This window comes from Sutcliffiella sp. NC1 (genome assembly GCF_027594365.1).
In the GTDB taxonomy this organism is placed as follows: domain Bacteria; phylum Bacillota; class Bacilli; order Bacillales; family Bacillaceae_I; genus Sutcliffiella; species Sutcliffiella cohnii.
The window spans coordinates 2,940,416-2,965,779 of record NZ_CP115153.1 but is presented as its reverse complement, the minus strand read 5'-3'; the positions used below and the strand labels follow the sequence as shown (position 1 = coordinate 2,965,779).

Genomic DNA, 25,364 nt, shown 5'->3' with positions numbered 1-25,364 from the left:
CGTATTAAAATAAATATCATTTGGATGAGGTGAAGGAAATGTACCTCAAACGATTAGAAGTAGTAGGATTTAAGTCGTTTGCAGAAAAGATTAAAGTAGATTTTGTTCCTGGAGTAACAGCTGTTGTTGGTCCAAACGGGAGTGGAAAAAGTAATATTACAGATTCCATTCGTTGGGTTTTAGGAGAACAATCTGCAAAATCTTTACGTGGATCAAAAATGGAAGATATTATTTTCGCGGGCAGTGATAGTAGGAAGCCATTAAATTTTGCGGAAGTAACGTTAACATTAGATAATAATAATAGAATTTTACCAATTGATTATTTAGAGGTTAGTGTAACACGAAGGGTTTATCGTTCGGGAGATAGTGAATATTTAATTAATAATCAAACATGTCGTCTCAAAGATATAGTTGATTTATTTATGGACTCGGGGTTAGGAAAAGAGGCCTTTTCCATCATTAGTCAAGGAAAAGTAGAAGAAATATTAAGCAGCAAGGCAGAAGAAAGAAGAACAATCTTTGAAGAAGCTGCTGGAGTTTTAAAGTATAAAACACGAAAAAAGAAGGCTGAGTATAAATTAGCAGAAACACAAGAAAACCTTAATCGTGTAACAGATATACTGCATGAATTGGAATCTCAAGTAGAACCATTAAAACAACAGGCATCTATCGCTAAAGATTACTTAGAGAAAAAAGAAGAACTTGAAAAAATTGAAGTTGGCGTGATGGTACATGAAATAGAAGAGCTCCATACGAAATGGGAGTCACTGTCTTCAAAAGTAAAAGAGAATAATGAAAAAGAACTAGAACTTTCTACGATGATAAATGAAAGAGAAGCACGTTTGGAGAAATATAAGGATGAATTAAGTGCTTTAGATGAATCTATCCACCATTTGCAAGAAGCGTTATTAATCGTTAGTTCTGATTTGGAAAAACTAGAAGGAAGAAAAGAAGTATTAAAAGAAAGAAAGAAAAATGCTAGTCAGAATAAAGAACAACTAGAGCGTACAGCAATTGAATTAGATGACTATGTTGAAAAGCACGAAGCGAGATTACAAGCGGAAACTTCTGAACTTAAAGCTCTTCGAGAGCAAGTGAAAGAAACAGAAAGATTATTAAAAGAAAAACTAGTTTTACGCGAAGATTTAAATCAAGATATTGAGGAAAAGATAGAGCAACTAAAAAGTGATTATATTGAGTTTTTAAATAAACAAGCATCTTTCCGCAATGAGTTAACTTATTTAAATCAACAACTATCGCAAGAAGAAACGAAGGTGAAGAGACTCGATGAAGTAAATAAAAAATATGTACATGAACGCAAACAAATTGAACTTCGAAAAAATGAAGTGCTCGAAACGCAAGAAAAAAACCGTGAACAGTTAAACTTAGTAGTGGATGAATACCGAAAAGAACAAGTGGAGTTCGAACAGTGGAGAGAATCGTTACAGAAAAAAGAGTCTAGCTTATATAATGCCTATCAATTATTACAACAAGGAAAGTCTCGTAAAGAGATGCTCGAAGCGATGCAAGGTGATTTTGCAGGATTTTTCCAAGGGGTTAAAGAAATATTAAAAGCACGAGAAGAGCAAAAGTTAAACGGTGTACAAGGTGCTGTAGCGGAATTAATACAAGTGAACGAACAGTTTGAAACAGCTATTGAAATTGCCTTAGGAAGTGCTACACAGCACATTGTAGTGAAAAGTGAACAAGATGCGCGTCAAGCGATTTCGTACTTGAAAAAATTTGGATATGGTCGAGCAACCTTTTTACCGATGAATGTAATGAAAGCTAGGAATATTGCGGACTATCAACTATCACAGCTACAAGGACACCCTTCTTTTATCGGAGTAGCGGAAAGTTTAGTTTCGTATAACTCTAATTATAAAAATGTCGTTATGAATTTACTCGGTCATATTGTCATTGCTAAAGATTTAAAGGGAGCAAATGAAATTGCTTCGCTTTTACAACATCGATACCGAATCGTTACGTTAGATGGGGATGTTGTCAATCCAGGTGGATCCATGACAGGAGGAGCTGTTAAGCAAAAAAATAATTCTCTTCTAAGTAGAAGTCGTGAACTAGAAGATATAACAGAAAAGCTTAAAGAAATGGAAACAAAAACAGCCCTAATGGAAGAGCAAGTAAAAGGCTTAAAGCAAAAACTGAAGGTAAAAGAGAAAGATATTGCTAGCTTAAAAGAAAAAGGGGAAAATCTCAGACTAGTTGAACAAGAAATAAAAGCTACACTTAAAGAAATTGAAATAGAAGAGAAAAACATTAATGAACACCTGTCTCTTTATGATTACGAAAAAGGTCAATATGACAGCAATAAACAAAAATCTAGTGATAGAAAAGATGAACTAGAAAAAGAGCTACAAGTAATAAGCGAAAAAATAATATCATTAGATGAAGAAATTGCAGATTTAAATAAGAAGAAGAATGAACAGCATTTAACTAAAGAATCATTAGAAAATGATATTACACAATTTAAAATTGAAGTAGCTAGTAAAAAAGAACGATTGTCTAACCAGGCTGAAAAGGTAAATAATCTTGAAACGGAATTGCTATCTAATAAAGAGAAGTTAATGGAAGTGAAAGATGATTTAGCCTTATTAAATTCTGAAATGACTTCATCCTCCTCGGGCGAAGTCCAGTTAGAACAAGCGGCAAAAGAAAAAATGCAAGATAAAAATGAAACTATTAAGCTAATTGGAGAACGCCGACAGCAAAGACTAAACGTACATGAAAAAGTACACCAAGAAGAAGAAGAGTTAAAAGATATAAAGCGCCAATATAAACTACTTACTACAATCTTAAAAGCGGAAGAAGTACAATTAAATCGTTTAGATGTAGAATTAGATAATAGGCTCGATACCTTAAGGGAAGAGTATATGTTGACATATGAAGCTGCAAAAGAAACATATCCTTTAACGTTGGAAATAGAGGAAGCTAGACGAAAGGTTAAACTAATTAGACTAGCAATAGAAGAACTTGGAACTGTTAATATCGGGTCTATAGAAGAATACGAGAGAGTGTTTGAAAGATATACATTCCTAAATGAGCAAAAAGATGATTTAATGGAAGCGAAAGGTACATTGTTTCAAGTAATTGATGAAATGGATGAAGAGATGAAAAAACGCTTTGAAATTACGTTTACAAATATTCGATCTCATTTTCATGACGTATTTCATTCATTATTCGGTGGTGGACGAGCAGACTTAGTGTTAACAGATCCAAGTGATTTATTGAATACTGGTGTAGACATAGTGGCTCAACCACCGGGGAAGAAACTTCAAAACTTAGGTCTCTTATCTGGTGGAGAAAGAGCTCTAACTGCTATTGCGTTATTATTTTCTATCTTAAAAGTAAGACCAGTTCCATTTTGTATTCTTGACGAAGTAGAAGCAGCACTAGACGAAGCAAACGTACATCGTTTCGCACAATATTTAAAACATTATAGTAAAGAAACTCAATTTATTGTTATTACACATCGTAAAGGTACGATGGAACATTGTGATGTTTTGTACGGTGTAACAATGCAAGAATCTGGTGTTTCCAAACTAGTCTCTGTTCGACTCGAGGATACAAGGGAATTAGTAAAATAGAGAGGGAGTTGTGTATGAGCTTTTTTAAAAAATTAAAAGAAAAAATTACGGTACAAACAGAAACTGTAACTGAGAAGTTTAAGGATGGTTTATCAAAAACACGTGATTCTTTTGCGGGAAAAGTAAATGATTTAGTAGCCCGTTATCGAAAAGTAGATGAAGATTTCTTTGATGAACTAGAAGAAATTTTAATTGGTGCAGATGTTGGTGTTAATACAGTAATGGAATTAATCGACGAATTAAAATTAGAAGTGAAACGTCGTAATATTCAAGATACAAAAGAAGTGAAATCTGTTATTTCTGAAAAATTGGTAGAAATATATGAAAGTGGAGGTAATGCTAGCTCTGAACTGAACTTTCAAACAGATGGGTTAACAGTCATTTTAGTTGTTGGTGTAAACGGTGTTGGGAAGACAACTACAATTGGGAAGTTAGCAAATAAATTTAAACTAGAAGGTAAAAATGTTTTATTAGCTGCTGGAGACACTTTCCGTGCAGGTGCGATTGAACAGTTAGAAGTATGGGGCGAACGTGTTGGAGTAGATGTTATTAAACAATCTTCAGGATCAGATCCAGCAGCTGTAATGTACGACGCTATTCAAGCGGCAAAAGCAAGAAAGGTAGACGTACTTCTTTGTGATACTGCGGGTAGATTGCAAAATAAAGTAAACTTAATGAAAGAGCTTGAAAAAGTAAAGCGTGTAATAGAACGAGAAATTCCTGATGCTCCTCATGAAGTACTACTCGTTTTAGACGCAACAACAGGACAAAATGCCCTGAGTCAAGCTAAAATCTTCTCAGAAGCAACAAACGTTACAGGAATAGCTTTAACGAAACTAGACGGTACGGCTAAAGGTGGTATCGTATTAGCAATTCGAAATGAATTAAATATTCCAGTTAAATTTGTCGGCTTAGGTGAAAAAGTTGACGACTTACAGCCATTCAATGCGGAACAATATGTTTACGGATTATTTGCCGATATGGTAGAACAAGAGCAAGAATAAAGGCATTTTATAAAAAGACGTTGTCCCAAAAGTCAGTAGAGACTGACATTTGGGACTTTTTTTGTAAGTAATCTTACTATGGATCACTAAAATTCCATTAGTAGTATACAGCAAATTGTTTTATTCTATATTTTACTCAAAACATCAATTTTCAAAGCATATACTTATGCATGTGGACCATGTACCATGTAATGAAAGTTGCTGGTTTGGTGTAGGATTGCTAAGTTGTTTTCAATATTTAGAACCGTGAATGGAACGTAGCGGAAGGTGCGAGACTCCAGCGGGAAGAAGAGGAATCGGGAGACCCCGCAGGGCGCAGCCCGAGGAGGCTCCCGTTTCTCCCCCCGGAAAGCGAGTACCTGTAGGAAAGTGAAACGGGTTAACTTAAAACAACCAGTCTATTTTCGGTATTGACCTTTAAGTATCGTAGCAGTGATATTTATGTTGGAATCAAGGCAAAGCATCTGCGGTTTCATATTGAAAAAACACCATTTTACATAATGACAAGAAAAAAACTTGACATCAGTAACAATAGTATGTAAAATAATTGCTTGTAAAGGCATTTCACTTAACAAGGGGAGTGAGCAAAAATGCTTGAAAAAACAACGAGAATCAATTATCTTTATGATTTTTATCAATCGTTGTTAACACCAAAGCAAAAAAATTATATGTCGTTATATTATTTAGACGATTACTCCCTTGGTGAGATAGCAGAGGAATATAATATTAGTCGTCAAGCAGTGTACGATAACATCAAACGTACCGAGCAAATGCTTGAGCAGTATGAAGAAAAGCTTTTGTTATTTCAAAAGTTTCAAGAGCGTCAAAAGTTGTTAACGCAACTTAAAGTATCTATAAATAGTGAATCATCTAAAGAAGAATTACTATTAGTGTTAGAGGCGCTGGAGAAATTAGATTAGGGGGCGGCATACATGGCATTTGAAGGTTTGGCCGACCGTTTGCAAAACACGATTCAGAAAATTCGTGGTAAAGGAAAGGTAACCGAACAAGACGTGAAAGAAATGATGCGTGAAGTTCGTTTAGCACTCCTTGAAGCGGATGTAAACTTCAAAGTTGTAAAGGACTTCGTTAAACGAGTAAGTGAACGTGCTGTAGGTCAAGAGGTAATGAAAAGTTTAACTCCTGGACAGCAAGTCATTAAAGTTGTAAAAGAAGAACTTACAAACTTAATGGGTGGAGAGCAAAGTAAAATTGCAGTAAGTAATCGACCACCAACTGTTATTATGATGGTTGGATTACAAGGTGCTGGTAAAACAACAACTACAGGGAAATTAGCAAACCTATTACGTAAGAAAAACAATAGGAAACCATTACTTGTAGCCGCTGATATTTACCGACCAGCTGCGATAAAACAGCTTGAAACATTAGGGAAACAATTGAGTATGCCTGTGTTTTCACTCGGTGATCAAGTTAGTCCAGTTGAAATAGCTAAACAAGCTATTCAAAAGGCAAAAGAAGACCATCATGATTACGTTCTAATTGACACGGCTGGGCGATTACATGTAGATGAAGCATTAATGGACGAGCTTAAACAAGTAAAGGAAATTTCTCAACCCGACGAAATATTCCTTGTTGTAGACGCGATGACAGGTCAAGATGCAGTAAATGTAGCTCAAAGCTTTAATGAACAATTAGGATTAACAGGCGTTGTATTAACAAAGTTAGATGGAGACACTCGTGGTGGTGCCGCACTTTCTGTTAAGGCAGTAACGAATACCCCGATAAAGTTTGTCGGTCTTGGTGAAAAGCTAGATGCAATCGAAGCCTTCCACCCTGAGCGCATGGCTTCTCGAATTCTTGGGATGGGGGATGTTTTATCCTTAATTGAAAAGGCTCAAGATAATGTTGACCAAGAGAAAGCGAAAGAACTCGAACAAAAGCTTAAAACGATGAACTTTACGTTCGATGACTTTTTAGACCAACTCGGTCAAGTGAAAAAAATGGGACCTTTAAATGAAATTCTAGGCATGTTGCCTGGAGCTAATAAAATTAAAGGCCTAAAAGATGTTCAAGTGGACGATAAGCAAATTGCGCATGTAGAGGCTATCATTCAGTCAATGACAAGAGCAGAAAGAGACAATCCTGATCTCATTAATGCTAGTCGTAAAAAGCGGATTGCTAAAGGTAGTGGTCGTCCAATTCAAGAAGTAAACAGACTACTGAAACAGTTTGAAGATATGAAAAAGATGATGAAACAAATGACAAATATGTCGAAAGGAAAAGGAAAAAAGGGTGGATTTAAGCTTCCATTCATGTAAAAACTTTTCTGAAATCATTTATTTTTACTCTATATTTTCAACTGACAAGAAAAAACACTTTACAAACTTTTAACTAATTGTTATCATACTATCTTGTGTGAAATATTTTCGGAGGTGCTATATAAAATGGCAGTAAAAATTCGTTTAAAACGTATGGGTAGCAAAAAATCCCCATTCTATCGTATCGTAGTAGCAGATTCTCGTTCTCCTCGTGATGGACGTTTCATTGAAACAGTTGGAACTTACAACCCAGTTACTCAACCAGCTGAAGTAAAAATCAATGAAGAATTAGCTTTAAAATGGTTACAAGATGGTGCTAAACCTTCTGATACAGTGCGTAACCTTTTCTCTAATCAAGGAATCATGGAAAAATTCCATAACGCTAAATTAAGCAAGTAATTCTTAGGAGAAAAAATGACAGAACTCATTAGAACGATTGTAACAGCGTTGGTAGATCATCCAGATCAAGTAAGTGTGACAAAACAAGAGACTGATGATGTAGTTTTGTATCAGCTTACAACACACCCAGATGATTTAGGGAAAGTGATAGGCAAGCAAGGTCGAATTGCAAAAGCGATTAGAACAGTTCTATTCGCAGCGGCCTCTCATAATGAAAAACGTGTACAATTAGAGATCTTAGAGTAGGGGAGGCTATTAATAGCTTCCCTTTTTCTATGCTTGTACTCACAACAGAATTCCATACTTCCAATAAAATATAGCTTAATAACTCATTCACTATTGAACGTGTCTAAAGTGAATGGAAAATACTAAACTTATCCAACATCTACTTGTTAGATTTAAAGGTAGACATCCATGTATGTGAAATCTGCACAATGGATGATAAAATTAGGTGGCTCTTGTTTATAAAAGCTGCAATGTTTGAGCTTTCAAGATTTAGAACCGAGAGTGGAACGGAGCGGAAGACACTTGACTCCAGCGGGATGTAGAGGGAAGGTCGAGACCCCACAGGCGAAGCCGAGGAGGCTCGACTCCACGAAAAGCGTAGGCGGCTCGATCAGGTCCCATCAAACTGGACTTTTTCCGCAGGAGATAAAGGAAACACAGCGAACGAATGTGAGCTGATGTTGACTTATCGTACGGAGGAAAAGGAAGTTTGAGCCGGACCTAGCCGCTGAAGCTAGACATCTCCCCGCGGAAAGCAAGTGTCTGCAGCGAAGTGAAACGGACTACCTTAAAACGTATAACAACAATCAATGCTATATATAATGAAATGCTACTTTTCCTAAAGAAACCTATATTCAAGGTAGCCTAGTCAATAATTTCAAATGGTTTCCATAAATTTTTTAGTTTGCAAAAATCTATTTACATAGGTAATACTATTTCTATAAAGAGGTGAATAAAGTGACAAAATGGTTTAATGTTGGAAAGTTAGTAAACACACATGGAATAAAAGGTGAAGTAAGAATTGTTTCAAGAACGGACTTTGCCGACGAACGTTACGAAGTTGGAAATAAACTTTATTTATTTTTACCAAATGAAACAGAACCGATCGAAGTAGTAGTTGAATCACGTCGAGTACATAAGTCGTTTGATTTAGTGAAATTTGAAGGTTTTCATAATGTTAACGAAGTAGAAAAATTTAAAGGCTCAATCGTTAAAGTTCCCGAGGATCAATTAGGAGAACTGGAAGCGGATGAATTTTATTTTCACGAAATTATTGGTTGCAAAGTAATTTCATTAGAATCGAATGAAGAGCTAGGTACTATTAAAGAGATATTAACACCTGGTGCAAATGATGTTTGGGTCGTTAAAGGAAAAGGTGGAAAAGAGATTTTAATTCCATATATCGAACAAGTCGTGAAAGAAGTTAACATTGAAGAAAAGATTGTGAAAATATTACCACTGGAAGGCCTTCTTTAAGATGAAGATAGATGTACTTACTTTATTTCCAGAAATGTTTCAACCAGTCTTCCAAACATCCATCTTAAAGAAAGCTGCAGAAAAAGAAGCAGTACAATATCGTGTTATTAATTTTAGAGACTATTCTTCCAATAAACATAAAACCGTGGACGATTATCCATATGGTGGAGGAGCGGGAATGGTTTTAAAGCCGCAACCAGTTTTTGATGCTATTGAAGATTTAACGAAGGAAGAAACAAAAAAGCCACGCATTATTTTAATGTGTCCACAGGGTGAAACATATACACAAAAAAAGGCCGAACAATTCGCAAAAGAAGACCATCTCATCTTTATATGTGGACATTATGAAGGCTACGATGAACGAATTCGATCTCATGTTGTTACAGATGAAATATCCATTGGTGATTACGTCTTAACAGGTGGTGAGTTAGCCTCAATGGTAGTAATTGATAGTGTCGTAAGGCTATTACCTGGTGTATTAGGAAAAGAGGCATCACATGAACTTGATTCCTTTAGTACTGGGTTGCTAGAACACCCTCATTATACACGACCTGCTGAATATAAAGGTTATAAGGTGCCTGACGTGTTGCTCTCGGGAAACCATGAAAAAATTGAACAGTGGCGTTCAAAAGAATCTTTAAGAAGAACTTTTGAAAGAAGACCAGACTTACTAGATAAATATGAACTATCCGAGCAACAGAAAATTTGGTTAAAAGAGATAGAGAATGAGAAGAACTAATATTGCATCTTCCTTATAAATATGTTAATATATTCTTTGTGACTTAGCTATTGCTATGTTTAAAAACGATGTTCCGCTGCATGAAAAATAGTAATGGAATGAGCATCTGTGGAAAAGGAGAAGAATACTATGCAAAAACTTATTCAAGAAATTACACAATCTCAACTTAAAACAGACCTTCCTACTTTTAAGTCTGGGGATACTGTACGTGTACACGTTAAAGTTGTAGAGGGTACTCGTGAACGTATTCAGATTTTCGAAGGTGTTGTTATTAAGCGCCGTGGTGGTGGAATTAGCGAAACATTTACTGTACGTAAAATTTCTTACGGTGTAGGTGTAGAACGTACATTCCCAGTACATTCACCAAAAATCGATAAATTAGAAGTTATCCGTCGCGGTAAAGTACGTCGTGCTAAACTTTACTACTTACGTGAGTTACGTGGTAAAAAAGCGCGTATTAAAGAGATTCGATAATAAAGGAAAAAGAGCTTGCTTATCAAGCTCTTTTTTTTACACTATAAAAGTTTAGTTTCTCCCGATAAAATGATGATGAAATAGATACGCATATAGGAAAATAGGTATATTTCATCTCTTATAAGTTTTCATCCAAATATGATAAGGTATATAATAGATTAAGCTACAAAAAAAGGCTTGCATACACTAGCAGAATTAATATTTTGTCGAATGTATAGTAGCCCAATAAAAACTTCATATTTATAAGTAGATAAAATGATTCTTAGGTAGTGGAGGAACAAATATGGCAAAAGCTAAAAGTGAACTTTGGGAATGGATAAAAGCACTTGCGATTGCTGTTATATTAGCAGCAGTCATTCGTTATTTCTTTTTTGCACCGATAGTAGTAGATGGAGAATCAATGATGCCTACTTTACACAATGAAGACAGAATGATTGTAAACAAGATCGGTTACAAAATAGGGAAACCAGATCGATTTGATATCGTAGTTTTTCATGCAACGGCAGATAAAGATTACATAAAAAGAATTATCGGATTACCAGGAGATGAAGTTCAATACAGAAATGATGTTTTATACATAAATGGCGAACCGTTTGAAGAACCTTACTTAGACGAGTACAAAAACGGAGTAGATGGATTATTAACAGAAAACTTTACTCTTGAAGAAATTACTGGATCAAAAGTAGTACCAGAAGGACATATATTCGTTTTGGGCGATAATAGAAGATATAGTCGAGATGGAAGACATATTGGTACTATACCGCTAGAAGAGGTGCTAGGAAAGACAAATATCGTTTATTGGCCTTTAAAAGAAATTAGAAAAGTGGATTAAAACAGAAACTCCATAGATTACAGCGTAAAAGGAGTAATTATTATGACAATACAATGGTTTCCAGGGCATATGGCAAAAGCTAGAAGGGAAGTAACAGAAAAGCTGAAGCTAATTGATATCGTATATGAATTAGTAGATGCTAGACTTCCCCTTTCATCACGAAACCCAATGATAGATGAAATTGTTGCAAATAAACCAAGAATTATATTATTAAATAAAGCTGATATGGCTGATACGGAAAAAACTAATAGATGGCTCGATTATTTTAACTCACAAAATAACAACACGAAAGCTATCGCAATCGATGCGCATCAAGGAAAAGGGCTAACCAAAATTCATTCCTTGTCAAAAGAATTATTGAAAGAGAAATGGGATCGAATGATAGCAAAAGGAATTCGTCCAAGAGCAATTAGAGCGCTAATTGTAGGGATTCCAAATGTAGGTAAATCGACGTTAATTAATCGACTTGCCAAAAAAAACATCGCTAAAACAGGAGATAGGCCTGGTGTTACGAAAGCACAGCAATGGGTAAAAGTGGGGAAAGAATTAGAGTTATTAGATACTCCAGGAATTCTCTGGCCAAAATTTGAAGATCAAGAAGTCGGTTTAAGATTAGCTACTACTGGTGCGATAAAAGACACTATTATCAATTTACAAGAAGTAGCAGTATATGCTTTGCGCTATTTATCCGAATATTATCCTTCACGCTTGCATGAAAGATATGGGCTAGAGGAAATTCCTGAAGATGTGGTAGAATTGTTCGATGCAATTGGTAAAAAAAGAGGTTGTATTATGTCTGGTGGTTATATTGATTACGATAAAACAACTGAAATTATCATACGTGACATTCGTACGTTAAAGCTCGGGAAGATAACTTTTGAAATACCAACAGAGTAAAAGTAAGGAGGCTGATTTTTTTTGCAGCCTCTTTATTCGTTTTTATATTACTCTTTGTTTACATAATGGGTAATTTCACTGTGTTCTCTTTAAAACCAACAAAAAGTAACCGATATATATAGAAAGGAGTTAGTGTTATGAAAATGTCTATAAAACAAGTAGAGGAAGAGCTTGTCCGAATTAATTCAGAAAATAGCCCTTTCTTTCAACTTTTAGTAAAGGACGAAAGAAAAGGAGTTCAAGCGTTGCTTAAAAAATGGCGAATGGACAAGAAGAAGGAAGATGAATTGCGTAAGCAGTTTGAAGAAATGAGTATTCATGAAAATAAACTCATTCAAGAAGGTTTTCAATATATTGCAGGCTTAGATGAGGTGGGGAGAGGCCCACTTGCTGGTCCAGTAGTTTCGGCGGCTGTCATTTTACCGAAGAACTTTTATCTACCAGGATTAACTGACTCGAAAAAATTGTCAGCAACGAAAAGAGAACTTTTTTATGAAAAAATAAAAGCAGAAGCAATTAGCATTGGAATTGGTATTGTGGATGCAAATACAATTGATGAAGTGAATATTTACGAAGCTACGAAACTAGCTATGATACAAGCTATTAACAAACTTCATATAAAACCGGATTATTTACTAATTGATGCAATGAAATTAAATGTGAATATACAACAAGAATCAATCGTTAAAGGGGATTCGAAAAGTATTTCAATTGCAGCGAGTTCTGTCATTGCAAAGGTTACCCGCGATTCCTATATGATTGAATTAGGAGAAAAATTTCCTCAGTACGGTTTTCGAAGTAATATGGGGTATGGTACGAAAGAGCATGTTGAAGCAATAGAAGCTCATGGTGTTTTGGCTGAACATCGACGCTCTTTTACACCGATTAAAGATATTGTTAGTTGATAGGAGGAAGAGAGTTGCACATAAATGCACACTTTTCATCTCGAATTGATCCCAATCAAGCTACTAGCCAAGGACAACTGTTTAATGGGAAGGTGTTACATAAAGAAAATGGACTGTACACGATTATTTCAAAGGGTGTAGAAATGGTAGCCACTGTGACGGGCAATATTGAAGTGGGAAAATCATATATCTTCCTATTAGATAACAACGTCCAAACGAAAGGAAAGGAAACGGTTTTTTCACTACAATTGATAAGACCAACTGCTGATCAATCTAGTCAGCCTTCGTTTCCTATTGAAAAAGCGGATAGCAGCAACATACTATGGAAAAAGCTCACTCCATTTTTTAATAGTGATAAAAGTGAGGAACTACATATAAAATCAACCATCAATACCTTTGTTAATAGTCGTGGCGATAGTATACCTGCACAAAAATTAATAGAGATAATGTCGCTACCATTACTACAAGGGTTAGGAAAGTCGGTACAAACATTACTTTCTCATTCTGAAGCTAATAGCAGCACTGCTTTAAACATAAATCATACTGTCCAAAAAATGTTAGCTCCTATAACTGTTACACCATCCATATTGCAATCGAAAGAAAATTTTATGATATTTTTACAATCGATAAACGATATATTGCAAAGCTTAAATTATGAAGCAAATGTAAAAAATAGCAAACTATCGGAACAACTATTAGAGAATAATCTGAAATTTTACGTTACAGAATTAATGAGCGCAACTAATAATAAAAAAACGGAAAGTCTGTTGAATACAATAGTACAAACAATTAACGGGTACCAACTCTTCGCTAGAGAAGAAGGTGGGATACAACAACATTTGTTCCCTTTACTTTTTTTGAATGAAGGTAAATACACGGACTGGTATATGCATCTTACGAAATATAATGGTGAAAAAGATGATAATGCTGAATCTACGAGAATACTTTTTCTATTAGATTTACCAAATATATCTCAAACAATGGTCGATTTACAAGTATTCCGTCAAACACTCTCGATTACAATTGTAAATGAGCATGCTAGAAGCCTTCAACGGGCAGTAGAAGCTCTTAAACCCATTTTAAAGGGGAATGTATCAAAATTAGGTTTCCGTTTAAGTAGGATTAAACTACTCCCTTTAGAGGAAGAAGAGTATTCAGTAAGAACCGTTTTTGTAAAAGCAATATTAGCACCGCTACAAAATGAAGTGGATATTAGATTATGAAAAAAGAAGAGATAAATAATAGAAAGAAAGCCGTTGCTTTAAAATATGAAAATAGTATGGCGCCGTTCGTATCGGCAAAAGGTAGTGGTATTATTGCAGAAAACATTATAAATGTTGCCAAAGAACATAATATTCCTATTCAAGAAGATAAAGCATTAGTGGAACTGTTAGCACAATTAGAAGTGAATGATACTATACCAGAAGAATTATATGAAGTAGTTGCAGAGGTTTTTGCGTTCGTATATCAACTAAACAATGCAAACGAAAAAAATAAGCTATAGTGTTAAAATAATGTAAATTCAAGAGGAATTTATTCCATTTGTTACATGTTTTATATCCCTTTATTAACTTAATATATTTTTTAAGTGTAGAAAGGAGAAATAATTTTTTGAAAATAGTATAATATTTTTGTAGAAAGGTAGACAAGTGCAAGTACATTTTATAAAATGAAAGCGCAGTCTATTTTTGTCATACATAAGATTGGAGGATGGGAAATGAATATCCATGAATATCAAGGGAAAGAAATCCTCAGAAAATACGGGGTTGCTGTTCCAAATGGTCGCGTCGCGTTTACTGTTGATGAAGCAGTAGAAGCTGCAAAAGAGTTAGGAACAGAAGTTTGTGTTGTGAAAGCACAAATCCACGCAGGTGGACGTGGGAAAGCTGGTGGAGTTAAAGTTGCTACTAAAGGTTTAGAGCAAGTTCGTGAATATGCGAGTGAAATCTTAGGTAAAACGCTTGTAACTCATCAAACAGGTCCAGAAGGAAAAGAAGTAAAACGCTTACTAATAGAAGAAGGTTGCGACATCAAGAAAGAATATTATGTCGGTTTAGTACTTGACCGCGAAACTTCTAAAGTAGTTCTAATGGCCTCTGAAGAAGGTGGAACTGAAATTGAGGAAGTGGCGGAACAAACACCAGAAAAAATCTTTAAGGAATACGTTGATCCTGTAGTAGGATTAACTGGTTTCCAAGCACGTCGAATTGCTTTTAATATTAACATCCCTAAAGAGTTAGTAGGCAAAGCGGTTAAATTCATGATGGGCTTATACCAAGCGTTTGTCGAAAAGGATTGCTCTATTGCAGAAATTAACCCGTTAGTTATAACTGGGGATGGAAATGTTATGGCATTAGATGCGAAGCTAAACTTTGATGCAAATGCATTATATCGTCATAAAGATATTTTAGAATATCGTGATTTAGATGAAGAAAACCCTAAAGAAATCGAAGCTTCCAAGCATGATTTAAGTTATATTGCGCTTGATGGAAATATTGGTTGTATGGTAAACGGTGCAGGTCTTGCAATGGCAACAATGGATATTATTAAACATTACGGTGGAGACCCTGCTAACTTCCTAGATGTTGGGGGCGGTGCAACTGCTGAGAAAGTAACAGAAGCTTTCAAAATCATCCTTTCTGATGAGAAAGTGAAAGGTATTTTCGTGAACATCTTTGGTGGGATTATGAAGTGTGACGTTATAGCTACTGGAGTAGTAGAAGCTGCTAAACAAGTTGGATTAAGCGTACCTTTAGTTGTACGTTTAGAAGGTACAAACGTAGATTTAGGAAAACAAATTTTAAAAGAGTCTGGTTTGAATATTGTAGCAGCTGAATCTATGGCAGATGGAGCACAAAAAATCGTAGCACAAGTAGGCTAAGAAAGGCAGGGGACATACATGAGTGTATTTATAAATAAAGATACTAAAGTAATCGTGCAAGGAATTACAGGTTCAACTGCATTGTTCCATACAAAGCAAATGCTTGAATACGGAACTAAAATTGTAGGTGGAGTAACACCTGGTAAGGGTGGTACAGAAGTAGAAGGAGTTCCTGTTTTTAACACTGTAGCTGATGCAGTTAACGCGACAGGTGCTAACGCTTCTGTAATTTATGTTCCAGCTCCATTCGCAGCAGATGCAATTATGGAGGCAGTAGATGCAGAATTAGATTTAGCTATCTGTATTACAGAGCATATTCCAGTAATGGATATGGTAAAAGTTAAACGTTACATGGAAGGTAAGAAAACCCGTTTAGTAGGACCGAACTGTCCGGGGGTTATTACTGCTGATGAATGTAAAATTGGTATTATGCCTGGATATATTCATAAAAAAGGCCACGTTGGTGTAGTATCTCGTTCTGGTACTCTTACTTATGAAGCAGTGCACCAATTAACACAAGCTGGCATTGGCCAAACTACTGCAGTAGGTATTGGTGGAGACCCTGTAAACGGTACAAACTTTATCGATGTTTTAAAAGCGTTTAACGAAGACCCAGAAACTTACGCGGTCATTATGATAGGTGAAATAGGTGGGACTGCAGAAGAAGATGCAGCTCTATGGGTAAAAGAAAATATGACAAAGCCTGTTGTAGGATTTATTGGTGGACGTACTGCGCCTCCAGGAAAACGCATGGGTCATGCTGGTGCGATTATCTCTGGTGGAAAAGGAACAGCAGATGAAAAAATTCGAGTTATGAATGAATGTGGTATTCAAGTTGCTGATACACCATCTGTAATGGGTGAAACGTTAATTAACGTATTGAAAGACCAAGGTCTTTACGAAAAGTGTAAAACACACTAATACAATCTCGAGAATAGGAATAGTCCTACAAAACTATTCCTATTCTTATTCATGTTTAATATTACGTACGAATTACCTATGTTTAATTTCTCCGCGTCTCCCCAAACTCTTCTATTTAAATTATCAATTCAAGCTAAGGAAAGGAGCATAAAGATGAACAAATGGACTTTTCGTCTATTGTTATTGGACCATTGTCCTTCTGTTACTTGGGCAATGAAGAAAAATCTTTTACTTCATGACCCAAATCTTGTGAACCTATTAAAGTATAGTTCTTTACAACTAGCCAAAATACTAAATGTTTCTGTGAAAACAGCTGATAAAATTCATCATCATTTACATGAGTTTAATATGTTACCATTATTAAAAGTTTATGAAAGAGAAAATATTTTAATTATTACTATTGGTGATAAAAGGTACCCTCCGTTATTAAAACAAATTTTCGATCCCCCATTTGTGTTATATTGTAAAGGAAATATAAAACTCTTACAGACAGAAAAGCTATTAAGTGTAGTCGGAACACGCAACCCGACCGCTTATGGCAAAAAAGTCATTCCTTTTATAGTTAAGCCGTTATTGTTACAGAACTGGCATGTAATTAGTGGGTTAGCACTAGGAATTGATGAGTTAGTACATATAGAAGCTATTAAAAACGGTGGTAAAACAATAGCGGTGTTAGGCAGTGGTGTGCTCCAAATATATCCTGAGAAAAATAAAGGTTTAGCTAAAATCATCGGTAGCGAACATTTATTAATTTCTGAATATCCCCCATTAACAAAACCGTTAAAATGGCATTTTCCACAAAGAAATAGAATTATTAGTGGTTTATCTATGGGAACATTAATAATAGAAGCAAAAGAAAAAAGTGGTTCGCTTATTACAGCTGATCAAGCGATGGAACAGGGAAGAGAGGTTTTTGCAGTTCCGGGTCCTATTTATGAACAAACGTCATTTGGAACGAATAAATTAATACAACATGGGGCAAAACTTGTAACAAATTATGAAGATATCTTAAATGAAATTCCTTCATTTAGTAAGAAGTTTTAGAAATTTTATATATTTTACTTTACAACTATATGTAGGTTTGTATTATTATAGGGGACGATACTATTTTCGTTCTGCAAACTTTACTATTAATAATTTCTGCTTAAGAAGGAATGAATAAGAAAAGAAAGAATAATATATAAATCACTAATCAGTAAGAGTAAATCAGTGACAAAAAATAATATTATTAAACTTTGATTGACAAAATGAGAATTAGTATTTCATAATGATGAAGATTTAATTGGAAATTTACCCTCTTGAGGAGGACTATGGATGTCAGATTATTTAGTGATAGTTGAATCACCAGCAAAAGCAAAAACGATAGAAAAATATTTAGGTAAAAAATATAAAGTAAAAGCCTCTATGGGACATATAAGGGATTTACCTAAAAGTCAAATGGGTGTTGATGTAGAGCAAAATTTCGAACCTAAATATATTACAATACGTGGAAAAGGCCCGGTTCTAAAAGAACTTAAAACGGCTGCAAAGAAGGCGAAAAAAATATACCTTGCGGCTGACCCGGATCGTGAAGGGGAAGCAATCGCTTGGCACTTAGCCAATAGCCTTGATATTGATACTGCTTCAAATTGTCGAGTGGTATTTAATGAAATTACAAAGGATGCCATTAAAGAATCTTTTAAGCACCCTAGACCGATTGATATGGACGTAGTGGATGCTCAACAAGCACGTAGAGTACTTGATCGCTTAGTAGGTTACAATATTAGCCCATTGTTATGGAAAAAGGTCAAAAAGGGACTTAGTGCTGGTCGTGTACAATCAGTGGCAGTTCGCTTAATTATAGAACGCGAGCAAGAAATAAAAGAATTTATTCCAGAAGAATATTGGACAATTAAAGCTGAATTTCTTACGAAAAATAATAAATCGTTTGAAGGTACATTTTACGGGATGGATGGTAAAAAAATTGAACTAAAGAGCGAAAGTGAAGTTCAATCTGTACTAAAGAAACTGGAGGAAAATTCTTTTTCTGTTAAAAATGTAACGAAAAAGGAAAGAAAGAGAAACCCATCCCCGGCTTTCATTACGTCTTCACTTCAGCAGGAAGCTGCTAGGAAGTTAAACTTCCGTGCTAAGAAAACGATGATGTTAGCACAGCAGCTTTATGAAGGAATTGACCTTGGTAAAGAAGGAACAGTAGGTTTAATTACATACATGCGTACTGATTCAACTAGAATATCGGATACAGCAAAGCAAGAAACAAAAGAATATATAACGAGTAATTTTGGTAAGGAATTTGCAATACCGATGGAAAAGAAAGAATCAAAAAAGGCTAATGCGCAAGATGCCCATGAGGCAATTAGACCGACGTCTACTTTTAGGGACCCTAACTCTGTTAAAGAGTTTTTAAGTCGAGATCAATTTAGACTGTATAAATTAATTTGGGAACGACTTGTTGCAAGTCTTATGTCTCCAGCTATTTTGGATACAGTTAGTGTTGATATTGTTCAAGGTGATGTTCTATTTAGATCTACCGGTTCAACTGTCAAGTTTCCTGGGTTTATGAAGGTGTATGTGGAAGGAAATGATGATGCAGACGAAGAAAAAGAAAAAATGTTACCTCCTTTAAAGGTAGGGGATGGCGTATTTTCGAAAGATATTACACCTAAACAACATTTTACACAGCCGCCGCCTCGATATACGGAAGCAAGACTTGTTAGAACGTTAGAAGAGCTAGGAATAGGTAGACCATCTACGTACGCTCCAACACTAGATACAATCCAGAAACGAGGATATGTCGCTTTAGACAATAAACGTTTTGTTCCTACAGAATTAGGAGAAATTGTATGTGAACTAATTCTAGAGTTCTTCCCAGAAATTATTAATGCAGAGTTTACGGCAGATTTAGAAACAAACCTAGACAATATTGAAGAAGGTAAAGTGAACTGGGTAAGCATAATTGATGGTTTTTACCACGAATTTGAAAAGAGACTAGAAAAAGCAGAAGCAGAAATGCAAGAAATTGAAATTAAAGATGAACCTGCTGGAGAAGATTGTGACCAATGCGGGCATGAAATGGTTTATAAAATGGGTAGATACGGTAAATTCATGGCTTGTTCTAATTTCCCGGATTGTCGAAACACGAAAGCTATCGTAAAAGAAATAGGTGTTCCGTGTCCGAAATGTGAAAATGGAAATATTGTAGAGAGAAAAAGTAAGAAAAAGAGAATTTTCTTCGGCTGTGATCAATATCCAACATGTGACTTTTTATCATGGGATAAGCCAATTGCACGTAAATGCCCGAAATGTGAGTCATTACTCGTAGAGAAAAAGTTGAAAAAAGGTATTCAAGTGCAATGTGTAGAATGTGACTATAAAGAAGAACCACAAAAATAAATCAAAACGTTTGCACTTTACAGCATTTTAGGTTATTTTATATATGATTTGTTTTCGTAGTGGTAATGAAGTAGTTTTATTCGAAATATTGAGCGCATGTACTCAATGAGTAGGGGGACTGACACGAACATCGTCAGCCCCTTTTCCTATGGTTTAGTTTAAATCATGAAAGGAAATAGTAAAGGTATAAATTATTGTTGATTTTCAGACACATTTATTATGGAAACAACATATGAAGGATTGCTAGATTAGAACAAGGACATTTTTTTTGGGAGAACTTTACGTTATGCTTTAGCCATTAGCTATCGGATTAGTTGAGGAAATAATGTTACTCGTATATTATAAGGATAGAGCTAGTTGAAACTATAGGGCCAACATTACGTGAACAAATTGGAAAAATCCTCAGTAGAAGAACCAGAAATTTTTCCTTATGTCCTTATTTACTGAAAACACTTCCAATTTTTAAAGTACTGAAATATTAGCATCTAAGACAATTCAGAATTTTGTAAAAAGTATGTAAAATTAATTGCAAGGGTTACTAAATTGTGATAATATTTAGTAGCCCTTGTGAGGTGAATAAAAAATGAAAAATGAAATAGCTCCTATCCAATCTTTTTTACAATATTTACAGGTGGAGAAGAATTACTCTACTTATACCGTTGAATTCTATAAAAAAGATATTGAAGACTTTTGGCGTTTTTTAATAACAGAAGGTGTTCATACATATAAAGAGGTAAGTTATAGAGAAGCGAGAGCGTACTTAACAAAGTTATATAAAGAAAAATATGCTAGAAAAACGGTAGCTCGAAAAATATCAAGCATAAGAAGCTTTAATAAGTATTTGTTAAGAGAGGAAAAGCTGAAAGAAGATCCTTTTTCGTTAATACATGTTCCGAAGCAGGAGCAAAGATTACCTCAATTTTTGTATGAAGAAGAGATGGAAAAGCTTTTTACAGTATCTGATTTATCATCGCCAATAGGGCAAAGAGATCAAGCGATACTTGAAGTGTTGTATGGTACTGGTATTCGTGTTAGTGAATGTTGTAAGATTGACTTGTTACATATCGATTTTCATTTAGGAACAATATTAGTTCATGGAAAAGGTAGCAAACAAAGATACGTTCCTTTTGGAAGTTTTGCGTCAGAAGCTTTAAATTTATATATATCAGACGGTCGAAAAAAACTTTTAGAAAAATCAAGGCAAAACAATCAGGAAAACTCTTTGTTTTTAAACTTTCGAGGTGGCCCACTTACTCCTAGGGGGGTAAGAGTGATTCTTGATAATATTGTTTCAAAAGCTAGTACTACTTTAAAAATAAGTCCTCATTCGTTAAGGCATACGTTTGCTACGCACATGCTAAACGAAGGAGCCGACCTTAGAGTTGTTCAAGAATTGTTAGGTCATGCTCATCTTTCTTCAACACAAGTGTATACACACGTAACGAAAGAACATTTACGCAAAACATATATGCAAGCCCATCCTAGAGCAAAGGATGGTAATTAGGAGGAATATATATGGGTTCTTTTCATGCAACAACAATCTTCGCAGTAAAGCATAAAGGTCAGTCTGCAATGGCTGGTGATGGCCAAGTAACTTTTGGGAATTCTGTCGTGATGAAACATACAGCTAAAAAAGTAAGGAAGCTCTTTAATGGTAAAGTAATAGCTGGTTTTGCTGGCTCGGTTGCAGATGCGTTTACTTTATTTGAGATGTTTGAAGGAAAGTTAGAAGAATATAACGGAAACCTTCAACGTGCTGCTGTTGAATTAGCGAAAGAGTGGAGAAGTGATAAAGTTCTTCGTAAGTTAGAAGCTATGTTAATCGTAATGGACGAATCAACGTTATTACTTGTTTCTGGTACAGGTGAAGTGATTGAACCGGATGATGGAATATTAGCAATCGGTTCAGGTGGAAATTATGCTTTAGCTGCAGGTCGTGCTTTGAAAAGGTTTGCATCAGAACATATGTCGGCTAGAGAAATAGCGAAAGCAGCGCTAGACATGGCGGCAGAAATTTGCGTTTATACGAATGACAACATTATAGTGGAAGAACTTGATTAGGAGAGTGGATGCATATGCAAACAAGCTTAACTCCAAGACAAATTGTTGATAAATTAGATCAGTATATTGTAGGTCAAACGAAAGCAAAGAAAGCAGTTGCAGTCGCGTTAAGAAACCGATATAGAAGAAGCTTACTACCTGAGCAGCTGCGAGATGAAGTTGTTCCGAAGAACATCTTAATGATTGGTCCAACTGGTGTAGGTAAAACTGAAATTGCTAGAAGAATTGCTAAAATGGTAGGTGCACCATTTGTTAAGGTAGAAGCCACAAAATTTACTGAAGTTGGCTATGTTGGAAGAGATGTTGAATCGATGGTTCGTGATCTTGTAGAAACATCTGTTCGGATTATAAAAGAAGAAAGAATGGAAGCAGTAAAGGATAAGGCAGAAGAAAATGCTAATACAAGACTTGTTGAATTGCTCGTACCTGGTAAGCAAAAAGAAACAAATTATAAAAACCCATTTGAAATGCTTTTTGGTGGTACTAATCAGCAAAATGAACAACAAAGTCAAACCTCACATGCGGAAGAAGCGAATATTAGGACAGAAAGACAAAGAGTTGCTCACCAATTAGCGCTAGGTGAATTGGAAGATCGTTATGTTTTCGTAGAAGTCGAAGAACAAGCACCATCCATGTTTGATATGCTTCAAGGTTCGGGTATGGAACAAATGGGCATGAATATGCAAGATGCTCTTAGTAACCTTATGCCGAAAAAGAAAAAGAAACGAAAATTAACAGTACGTGAAGCTAGAAAAGTTTTAACGAATGAAGAGGCTCAAAAATTAATTGATATGGATGAGGTTACGCAAGAGGCAGTTGTCAGGGCTGAGCAAAGCGGTATTATCTTCATTGATGAAATTGATAAAATTGCGAAAAAGTCAGGGAACAGCTCTTCGGCCGATGTTTCGAGAGAGGGAGTACAACGCGATATTTTACCTATCGTAGAAGGCTCTACAGTCGTAACGAAATATGGTCAAGTAAAAACAGATCATGTATTATTTATATCTGCAGGCGCATTTCATATGGCGAAACCATCTGATTTAATACCAGAATTACAAGGAAGATTTCCGATTAGAGTAGAATTAACAAAGCTATCTGTTGAAGATTTTTATCGTATATTAGTCGAACCAGATAATGCACTTACTAAACAATATATCGCTTTAATGGAAACGGAAGGTATACAACTTGAATTTTCTGACGATGCTATTCGTAGGATAGCCGAAGTTGCTTTTCAAGTGAATCAAGATACAGATAACATTGGAGCTAGGCGTTTACATACAATATTAGAGCGCTTGTTAGAAGATTTGTCATTTGAAGCACCTGACATTAATCTAGAAAAGATTTCGATTACACCACAATATGTAGAAGAAAAATTAGGAACAATTGCAAAAAACAAAGATTTAACACAATTTATATTATAGCTATATATGTAGGAGGAAAATGAAAATGCCTTTATTAGAAAGAACTAGAAAAATTAATGCAATGTTACAAAGAGCTGCAGGTAAACCTGTAAACTTTAAAGAAATGTCTGAAACTTTACAAGAAGTTATTGAAACGAATGTTTTTATCGTAAGTAGAAGAGGAAAATTATTAGGATTTGCTATTAATCAGCAAATTGAAAATGAAAGAATGAAAAAAATGTTAGAAGACCGTCAATTCCCGGAAGAATACACAAAAAACTTATTTCACGTGACGGAAACTTCTGCTAACCTAGATATTAATAGCGAGCATACTGCTTTTCCAGTGGAGAATAAAGACCTATTCCAAAGTGGGCTAACGACTATTGTTCCAATTATTGGTGGGGGAGAGCGTTTAGGTACATTAATCCTTTCTCGCTTACAAGATCAGTTTGGTAACGATGATTTAATTTTAGCGGAATACGGTGCAACAGTTGTTGGAATGGAAATACTAAGAGAAAAAGCAGAAGAAATTGAAATTGAAGCAAGAAGTAAAGCAGTTGTGCAAATGGCAATTAGTTCTCTTTCTTATAGTGAATTAGAAGCGATTGAGCATATTTTTGAAGAATTAGATGGTAATGAAGGGTTACTAGTAGCTTCTAAAATAGCTGATAGAGTAGGAATTACACGTTCTGTAATCGTTAATGCACTTCGTAAACTTGAAAGTGCCGGCGTTATCGAATCACGTTCTTTAGGAATGAAAGGTACTTACATTAAAGTACTAAACAATAAGTTTTTAGTGGAATTAGAGAAAATTAAATCTCATTAAGAAAAAAGTGTAGTGCTTATGAATGAACTGGTAGTTTTGGAATTTAGCTTCCTTTAGAAGAGCTGTGAAAGAAGTAGTCATACTTACATTGGGAAGGTGAATATTCTAGTTAAGCTACAACTGAATGTGACTAAATAAGTACATTTTATTATAAGTAATAACCAAAAAATAGCGCTTATGATGCGAAAGCATTATAAGCGCTATTTTTTTTTGTTAGTTTGTAGTTTTAATGGAGTGGGTCAAAAGTCCTTGTTGAAAAATAAGTCTAAATGACGACGGATTTTAACATTTCGTTCATGGACATATTTAACTTGGTAATTTACAATTAGTGATAGGCGTTTTCAAAATTCGACAAAGCTTTACAATACATTTCGACAATACTTTTTTATTTTTGGGGGTTATGATGAAGATTTTTTCAAGTTCGATTCAGTCATTAGAGAGAGGGCTGCAATACTCTGCTAAAAAGCATGAAGTAACCTCACACAATATTGCAAATGTAGATACACCGAACTATAAAAGAAGAGAAGTCCAACCGACATTTCAACAAATTTATAATTCTGCATTATCAGCAAATAAAACAGATAAGAGACATTTAGATTTCTCCAATAGTCCATCTAGTACTCATTCTGTTAAAACAGCAATAAACTCTTATTCTCATAATGGTAATAATGTAGATATAGATAAAGAAATGTCTGAGTTAGCGGAGAATCAAATTTATTACTATACATTAGTAGATCAATTAAGTGGAAAGTTTCAGTCATTACAAAATGTAATTAAAGGAGGGAGGAATTAATGTCTATGTTTAACTCTATGAACATATCTGCTTCAGCCTTAACAACACAACGTTTGCGTATGGATGTTATTTCTTCCAATATGGCAAATGTAGATTCAACGAGAGCTACATATGAAAATGGTCAATGGCAGCCGTATAAGCGGAAAATGGTCGTTGTACAGCCGAACGAACAGAATAGCTTTAAATCTTTTTTACAAAAAGCAACGAATGGTAACAATGTTGGCGCTGGAGTGAGAGTAACAAATATTGTAGAAGATGATGCTCCTTTCCGATTAGATTATGACCCAACGCATCCAGATGCAAACGAAGAAGGTTATGTACAGTTACCTAACGTTGACCCGTTAAAAGAAATGGTAGATCTAATGAGTGCTTCAAGGTCATACGAAGCTAACGTCACTGTTTTTAATGCATCAAAAGGTATCATGATGAAGACTTTAGAACTAGGTAAATAAGGAGTGTGAAAAATTTTGACG

Annotated in this window: 24 protein-coding genes; all 24 read left to right on the top strand. The window is 35.1% G+C overall.

What is annotated here, in order from left to right:
• Positions 1–38 precede the first annotated feature (38 nt).
• The 24 genes from smc (at position 39) to flgC (ending at position 25,343) form a co-directional block, all read left to right on the top strand.
• Positions 39–3,605, top strand: a complete 3,567-nt coding sequence (gene smc, locus O1A01_RS15460; protein ID WP_066417669.1) for a chromosome segregation protein SMC — start codon at positions 39–41, stop codon at positions 3,603–3,605.
• 14 nt (positions 3,606–3,619) lie between these two features.
• Complete coding sequence (ftsY, locus tag O1A01_RS15455) at positions 3,620–4,609, top strand: signal recognition particle-docking protein FtsY (RefSeq protein WP_066417667.1); 990 nt, start codon at positions 3,620–3,622, stop codon at positions 4,607–4,609.
• Between the two features lie 590 nt (positions 4,610–5,199).
• The gene (locus tag O1A01_RS15450; RefSeq protein WP_066417665.1) at positions 5,200–5,529 is read left to right on the top strand and encodes a putative DNA-binding protein; all 330 of its coding nucleotides are present in this window, start codon (positions 5,200–5,202) and stop codon (positions 5,527–5,529) included.
• Between the two features lie 12 nt (positions 5,530–5,541).
• Positions 5,542–6,888, top strand: coding sequence for a signal recognition particle protein (ffh, locus tag O1A01_RS15445; RefSeq protein WP_066417660.1), 1,347 nt, complete (start codon positions 5,542–5,544; stop codon positions 6,886–6,888).
• 126 nt (positions 6,889–7,014) lie between these two features.
• Entirely contained in the window at positions 7,015–7,287 is a 273-nt protein-coding gene (gene rpsP, locus O1A01_RS15440; protein ID WP_066417657.1) for a 30S ribosomal protein S16, read from the top strand.
• A gap of 15 nt (positions 7,288–7,302) precedes the next feature.
• Positions 7,303–7,533: a KH domain-containing protein gene (locus O1A01_RS15435; protein WP_066417655.1), complete on the top strand. Its 231-nt coding sequence runs from the start codon at positions 7,303–7,305 to the stop codon at positions 7,531–7,533.
• A 717-nt stretch (positions 7,534–8,250) separates the two neighbouring features.
• Positions 8,251–8,769 (top strand): ribosome maturation factor RimM, encoded by a 519-nt coding sequence (gene rimM, locus O1A01_RS15430; protein WP_066413437.1) that lies wholly within the window; start codon positions 8,251–8,253, stop codon positions 8,767–8,769.
• A 1-nt stretch (position 8,770) separates the two neighbouring features.
• Positions 8,771–9,508 carry a tRNA (guanosine(37)-N1)-methyltransferase TrmD gene (gene trmD / locus O1A01_RS15425; RefSeq protein ID WP_270064460.1) on the top strand — a complete coding sequence of 246 codons (738 nt, stop codon included), beginning with the start codon at positions 8,771–8,773 and terminating at the stop codon, positions 9,506–9,508.
• A 129-nt stretch (positions 9,509–9,637) separates the two neighbouring features.
• Positions 9,638–9,982 carry a 50S ribosomal protein L19 gene (rplS, locus tag O1A01_RS15420; RefSeq protein ID WP_066413433.1) on the top strand — a complete coding sequence of 115 codons (345 nt, stop codon included), beginning with the start codon at positions 9,638–9,640 and terminating at the stop codon, positions 9,980–9,982.
• 283 nt (positions 9,983–10,265) lie between these two features.
• Positions 10,266–10,814 (top strand): signal peptidase I, encoded by a 549-nt coding sequence (gene lepB / locus O1A01_RS15415; protein WP_066413432.1) that lies wholly within the window; start codon positions 10,266–10,268, stop codon positions 10,812–10,814.
• A gap of 42 nt (positions 10,815–10,856) precedes the next feature.
• Complete coding sequence (gene ylqF / locus O1A01_RS15410; protein ID WP_066413430.1) at positions 10,857–11,711, top strand: ribosome biogenesis GTPase YlqF; 855 nt, start codon at positions 10,857–10,859, stop codon at positions 11,709–11,711.
• Positions 11,712–11,848: 137 nt separating this feature from the next.
• The gene (locus O1A01_RS15405; RefSeq protein ID WP_443081788.1) at positions 11,849–12,616 is read left to right on the top strand and encodes a ribonuclease HII; all 768 of its coding nucleotides are present in this window, start codon (positions 11,849–11,851) and stop codon (positions 12,614–12,616) included.
• Between the two features lie 14 nt (positions 12,617–12,630).
• Positions 12,631–13,839, top strand: a complete 1,209-nt coding sequence (locus O1A01_RS15400) for a hypothetical protein (RefSeq protein ID WP_270064459.1) — start codon at positions 12,631–12,633, stop codon at positions 13,837–13,839.
• Positions 13,836–14,120 carry an EscU/YscU/HrcU family type III secretion system export apparatus switch protein gene (locus O1A01_RS15395; protein WP_066413419.1) on the top strand — a complete coding sequence of 95 codons (285 nt, stop codon included), beginning with the start codon at positions 13,836–13,838 and terminating at the stop codon, positions 14,118–14,120. The genes O1A01_RS15400 and O1A01_RS15395 overlap by 4 nt, the downstream gene beginning before the upstream one ends.
• A 213-nt stretch (positions 14,121–14,333) precedes the next feature.
• Positions 14,334–15,497 (top strand): ADP-forming succinate--CoA ligase subunit beta, encoded by a 1,164-nt coding sequence (sucC, locus tag O1A01_RS15390; RefSeq protein WP_066413417.1) that lies wholly within the window; start codon positions 14,334–14,336, stop codon positions 15,495–15,497.
• 18 nt (positions 15,498–15,515) lie between these two features.
• A complete protein-coding gene (gene sucD, locus O1A01_RS15385) occupies positions 15,516–16,418 on the top strand; it encodes a succinate--CoA ligase subunit alpha (protein WP_066413415.1) in 903 nt (300 codons plus the stop codon).
• A 153-nt stretch (positions 16,419–16,571) separates the two neighbouring features.
• Positions 16,572–17,462, top strand: coding sequence for a DNA-processing protein DprA (dprA, locus tag O1A01_RS15380; RefSeq protein WP_066413406.1), 891 nt, complete (start codon positions 16,572–16,574; stop codon positions 17,460–17,462).
• 270 nt (positions 17,463–17,732) lie between these two features.
• Positions 17,733–19,811 carry a type I DNA topoisomerase gene (gene topA, locus O1A01_RS15375; protein WP_066413405.1) on the top strand — a complete coding sequence of 693 codons (2,079 nt, stop codon included), beginning with the start codon at positions 17,733–17,735 and terminating at the stop codon, positions 19,809–19,811.
• Between the two features lie 583 nt (positions 19,812–20,394).
• A complete protein-coding gene (xerC, locus tag O1A01_RS15370; protein WP_066413403.1) occupies positions 20,395–21,315 on the top strand; it encodes a tyrosine recombinase XerC in 921 nt (306 codons plus the stop codon).
• Between the two features lie 11 nt (positions 21,316–21,326).
• The gene (hslV, locus tag O1A01_RS15365; protein ID WP_066413401.1) at positions 21,327–21,872 is read left to right on the top strand and encodes an ATP-dependent protease subunit HslV; all 546 of its coding nucleotides are present in this window, start codon (positions 21,327–21,329) and stop codon (positions 21,870–21,872) included.
• 14 nt (positions 21,873–21,886) lie between these two features.
• Complete coding sequence (gene hslU / locus O1A01_RS15360) at positions 21,887–23,293, top strand: ATP-dependent protease ATPase subunit HslU (RefSeq protein ID WP_174522357.1); 1,407 nt, start codon at positions 21,887–21,889, stop codon at positions 23,291–23,293.
• A 25-nt stretch (positions 23,294–23,318) separates the two neighbouring features.
• The gene (gene codY / locus O1A01_RS15355) at positions 23,319–24,098 is read left to right on the top strand and encodes a GTP-sensing pleiotropic transcriptional regulator CodY (protein WP_066413396.1); all 780 of its coding nucleotides are present in this window, start codon (positions 23,319–23,321) and stop codon (positions 24,096–24,098) included.
• A 403-nt stretch (positions 24,099–24,501) separates the two neighbouring features.
• Entirely contained in the window at positions 24,502–24,891 is a 390-nt protein-coding gene (gene flgB / locus O1A01_RS15350; RefSeq protein WP_066413394.1) for a flagellar basal body rod protein FlgB, read from the top strand.
• Positions 24,891–25,343 carry a flagellar basal body rod protein FlgC gene (gene flgC, locus O1A01_RS15345; RefSeq protein WP_066413391.1) on the top strand — a complete coding sequence of 151 codons (453 nt, stop codon included), beginning with the start codon at positions 24,891–24,893 and terminating at the stop codon, positions 25,341–25,343. The genes flgB and flgC overlap by 1 nt, the downstream gene beginning before the upstream one ends.
• The last annotated feature ends 21 nt before the right edge of the window (positions 25,344–25,364 follow it).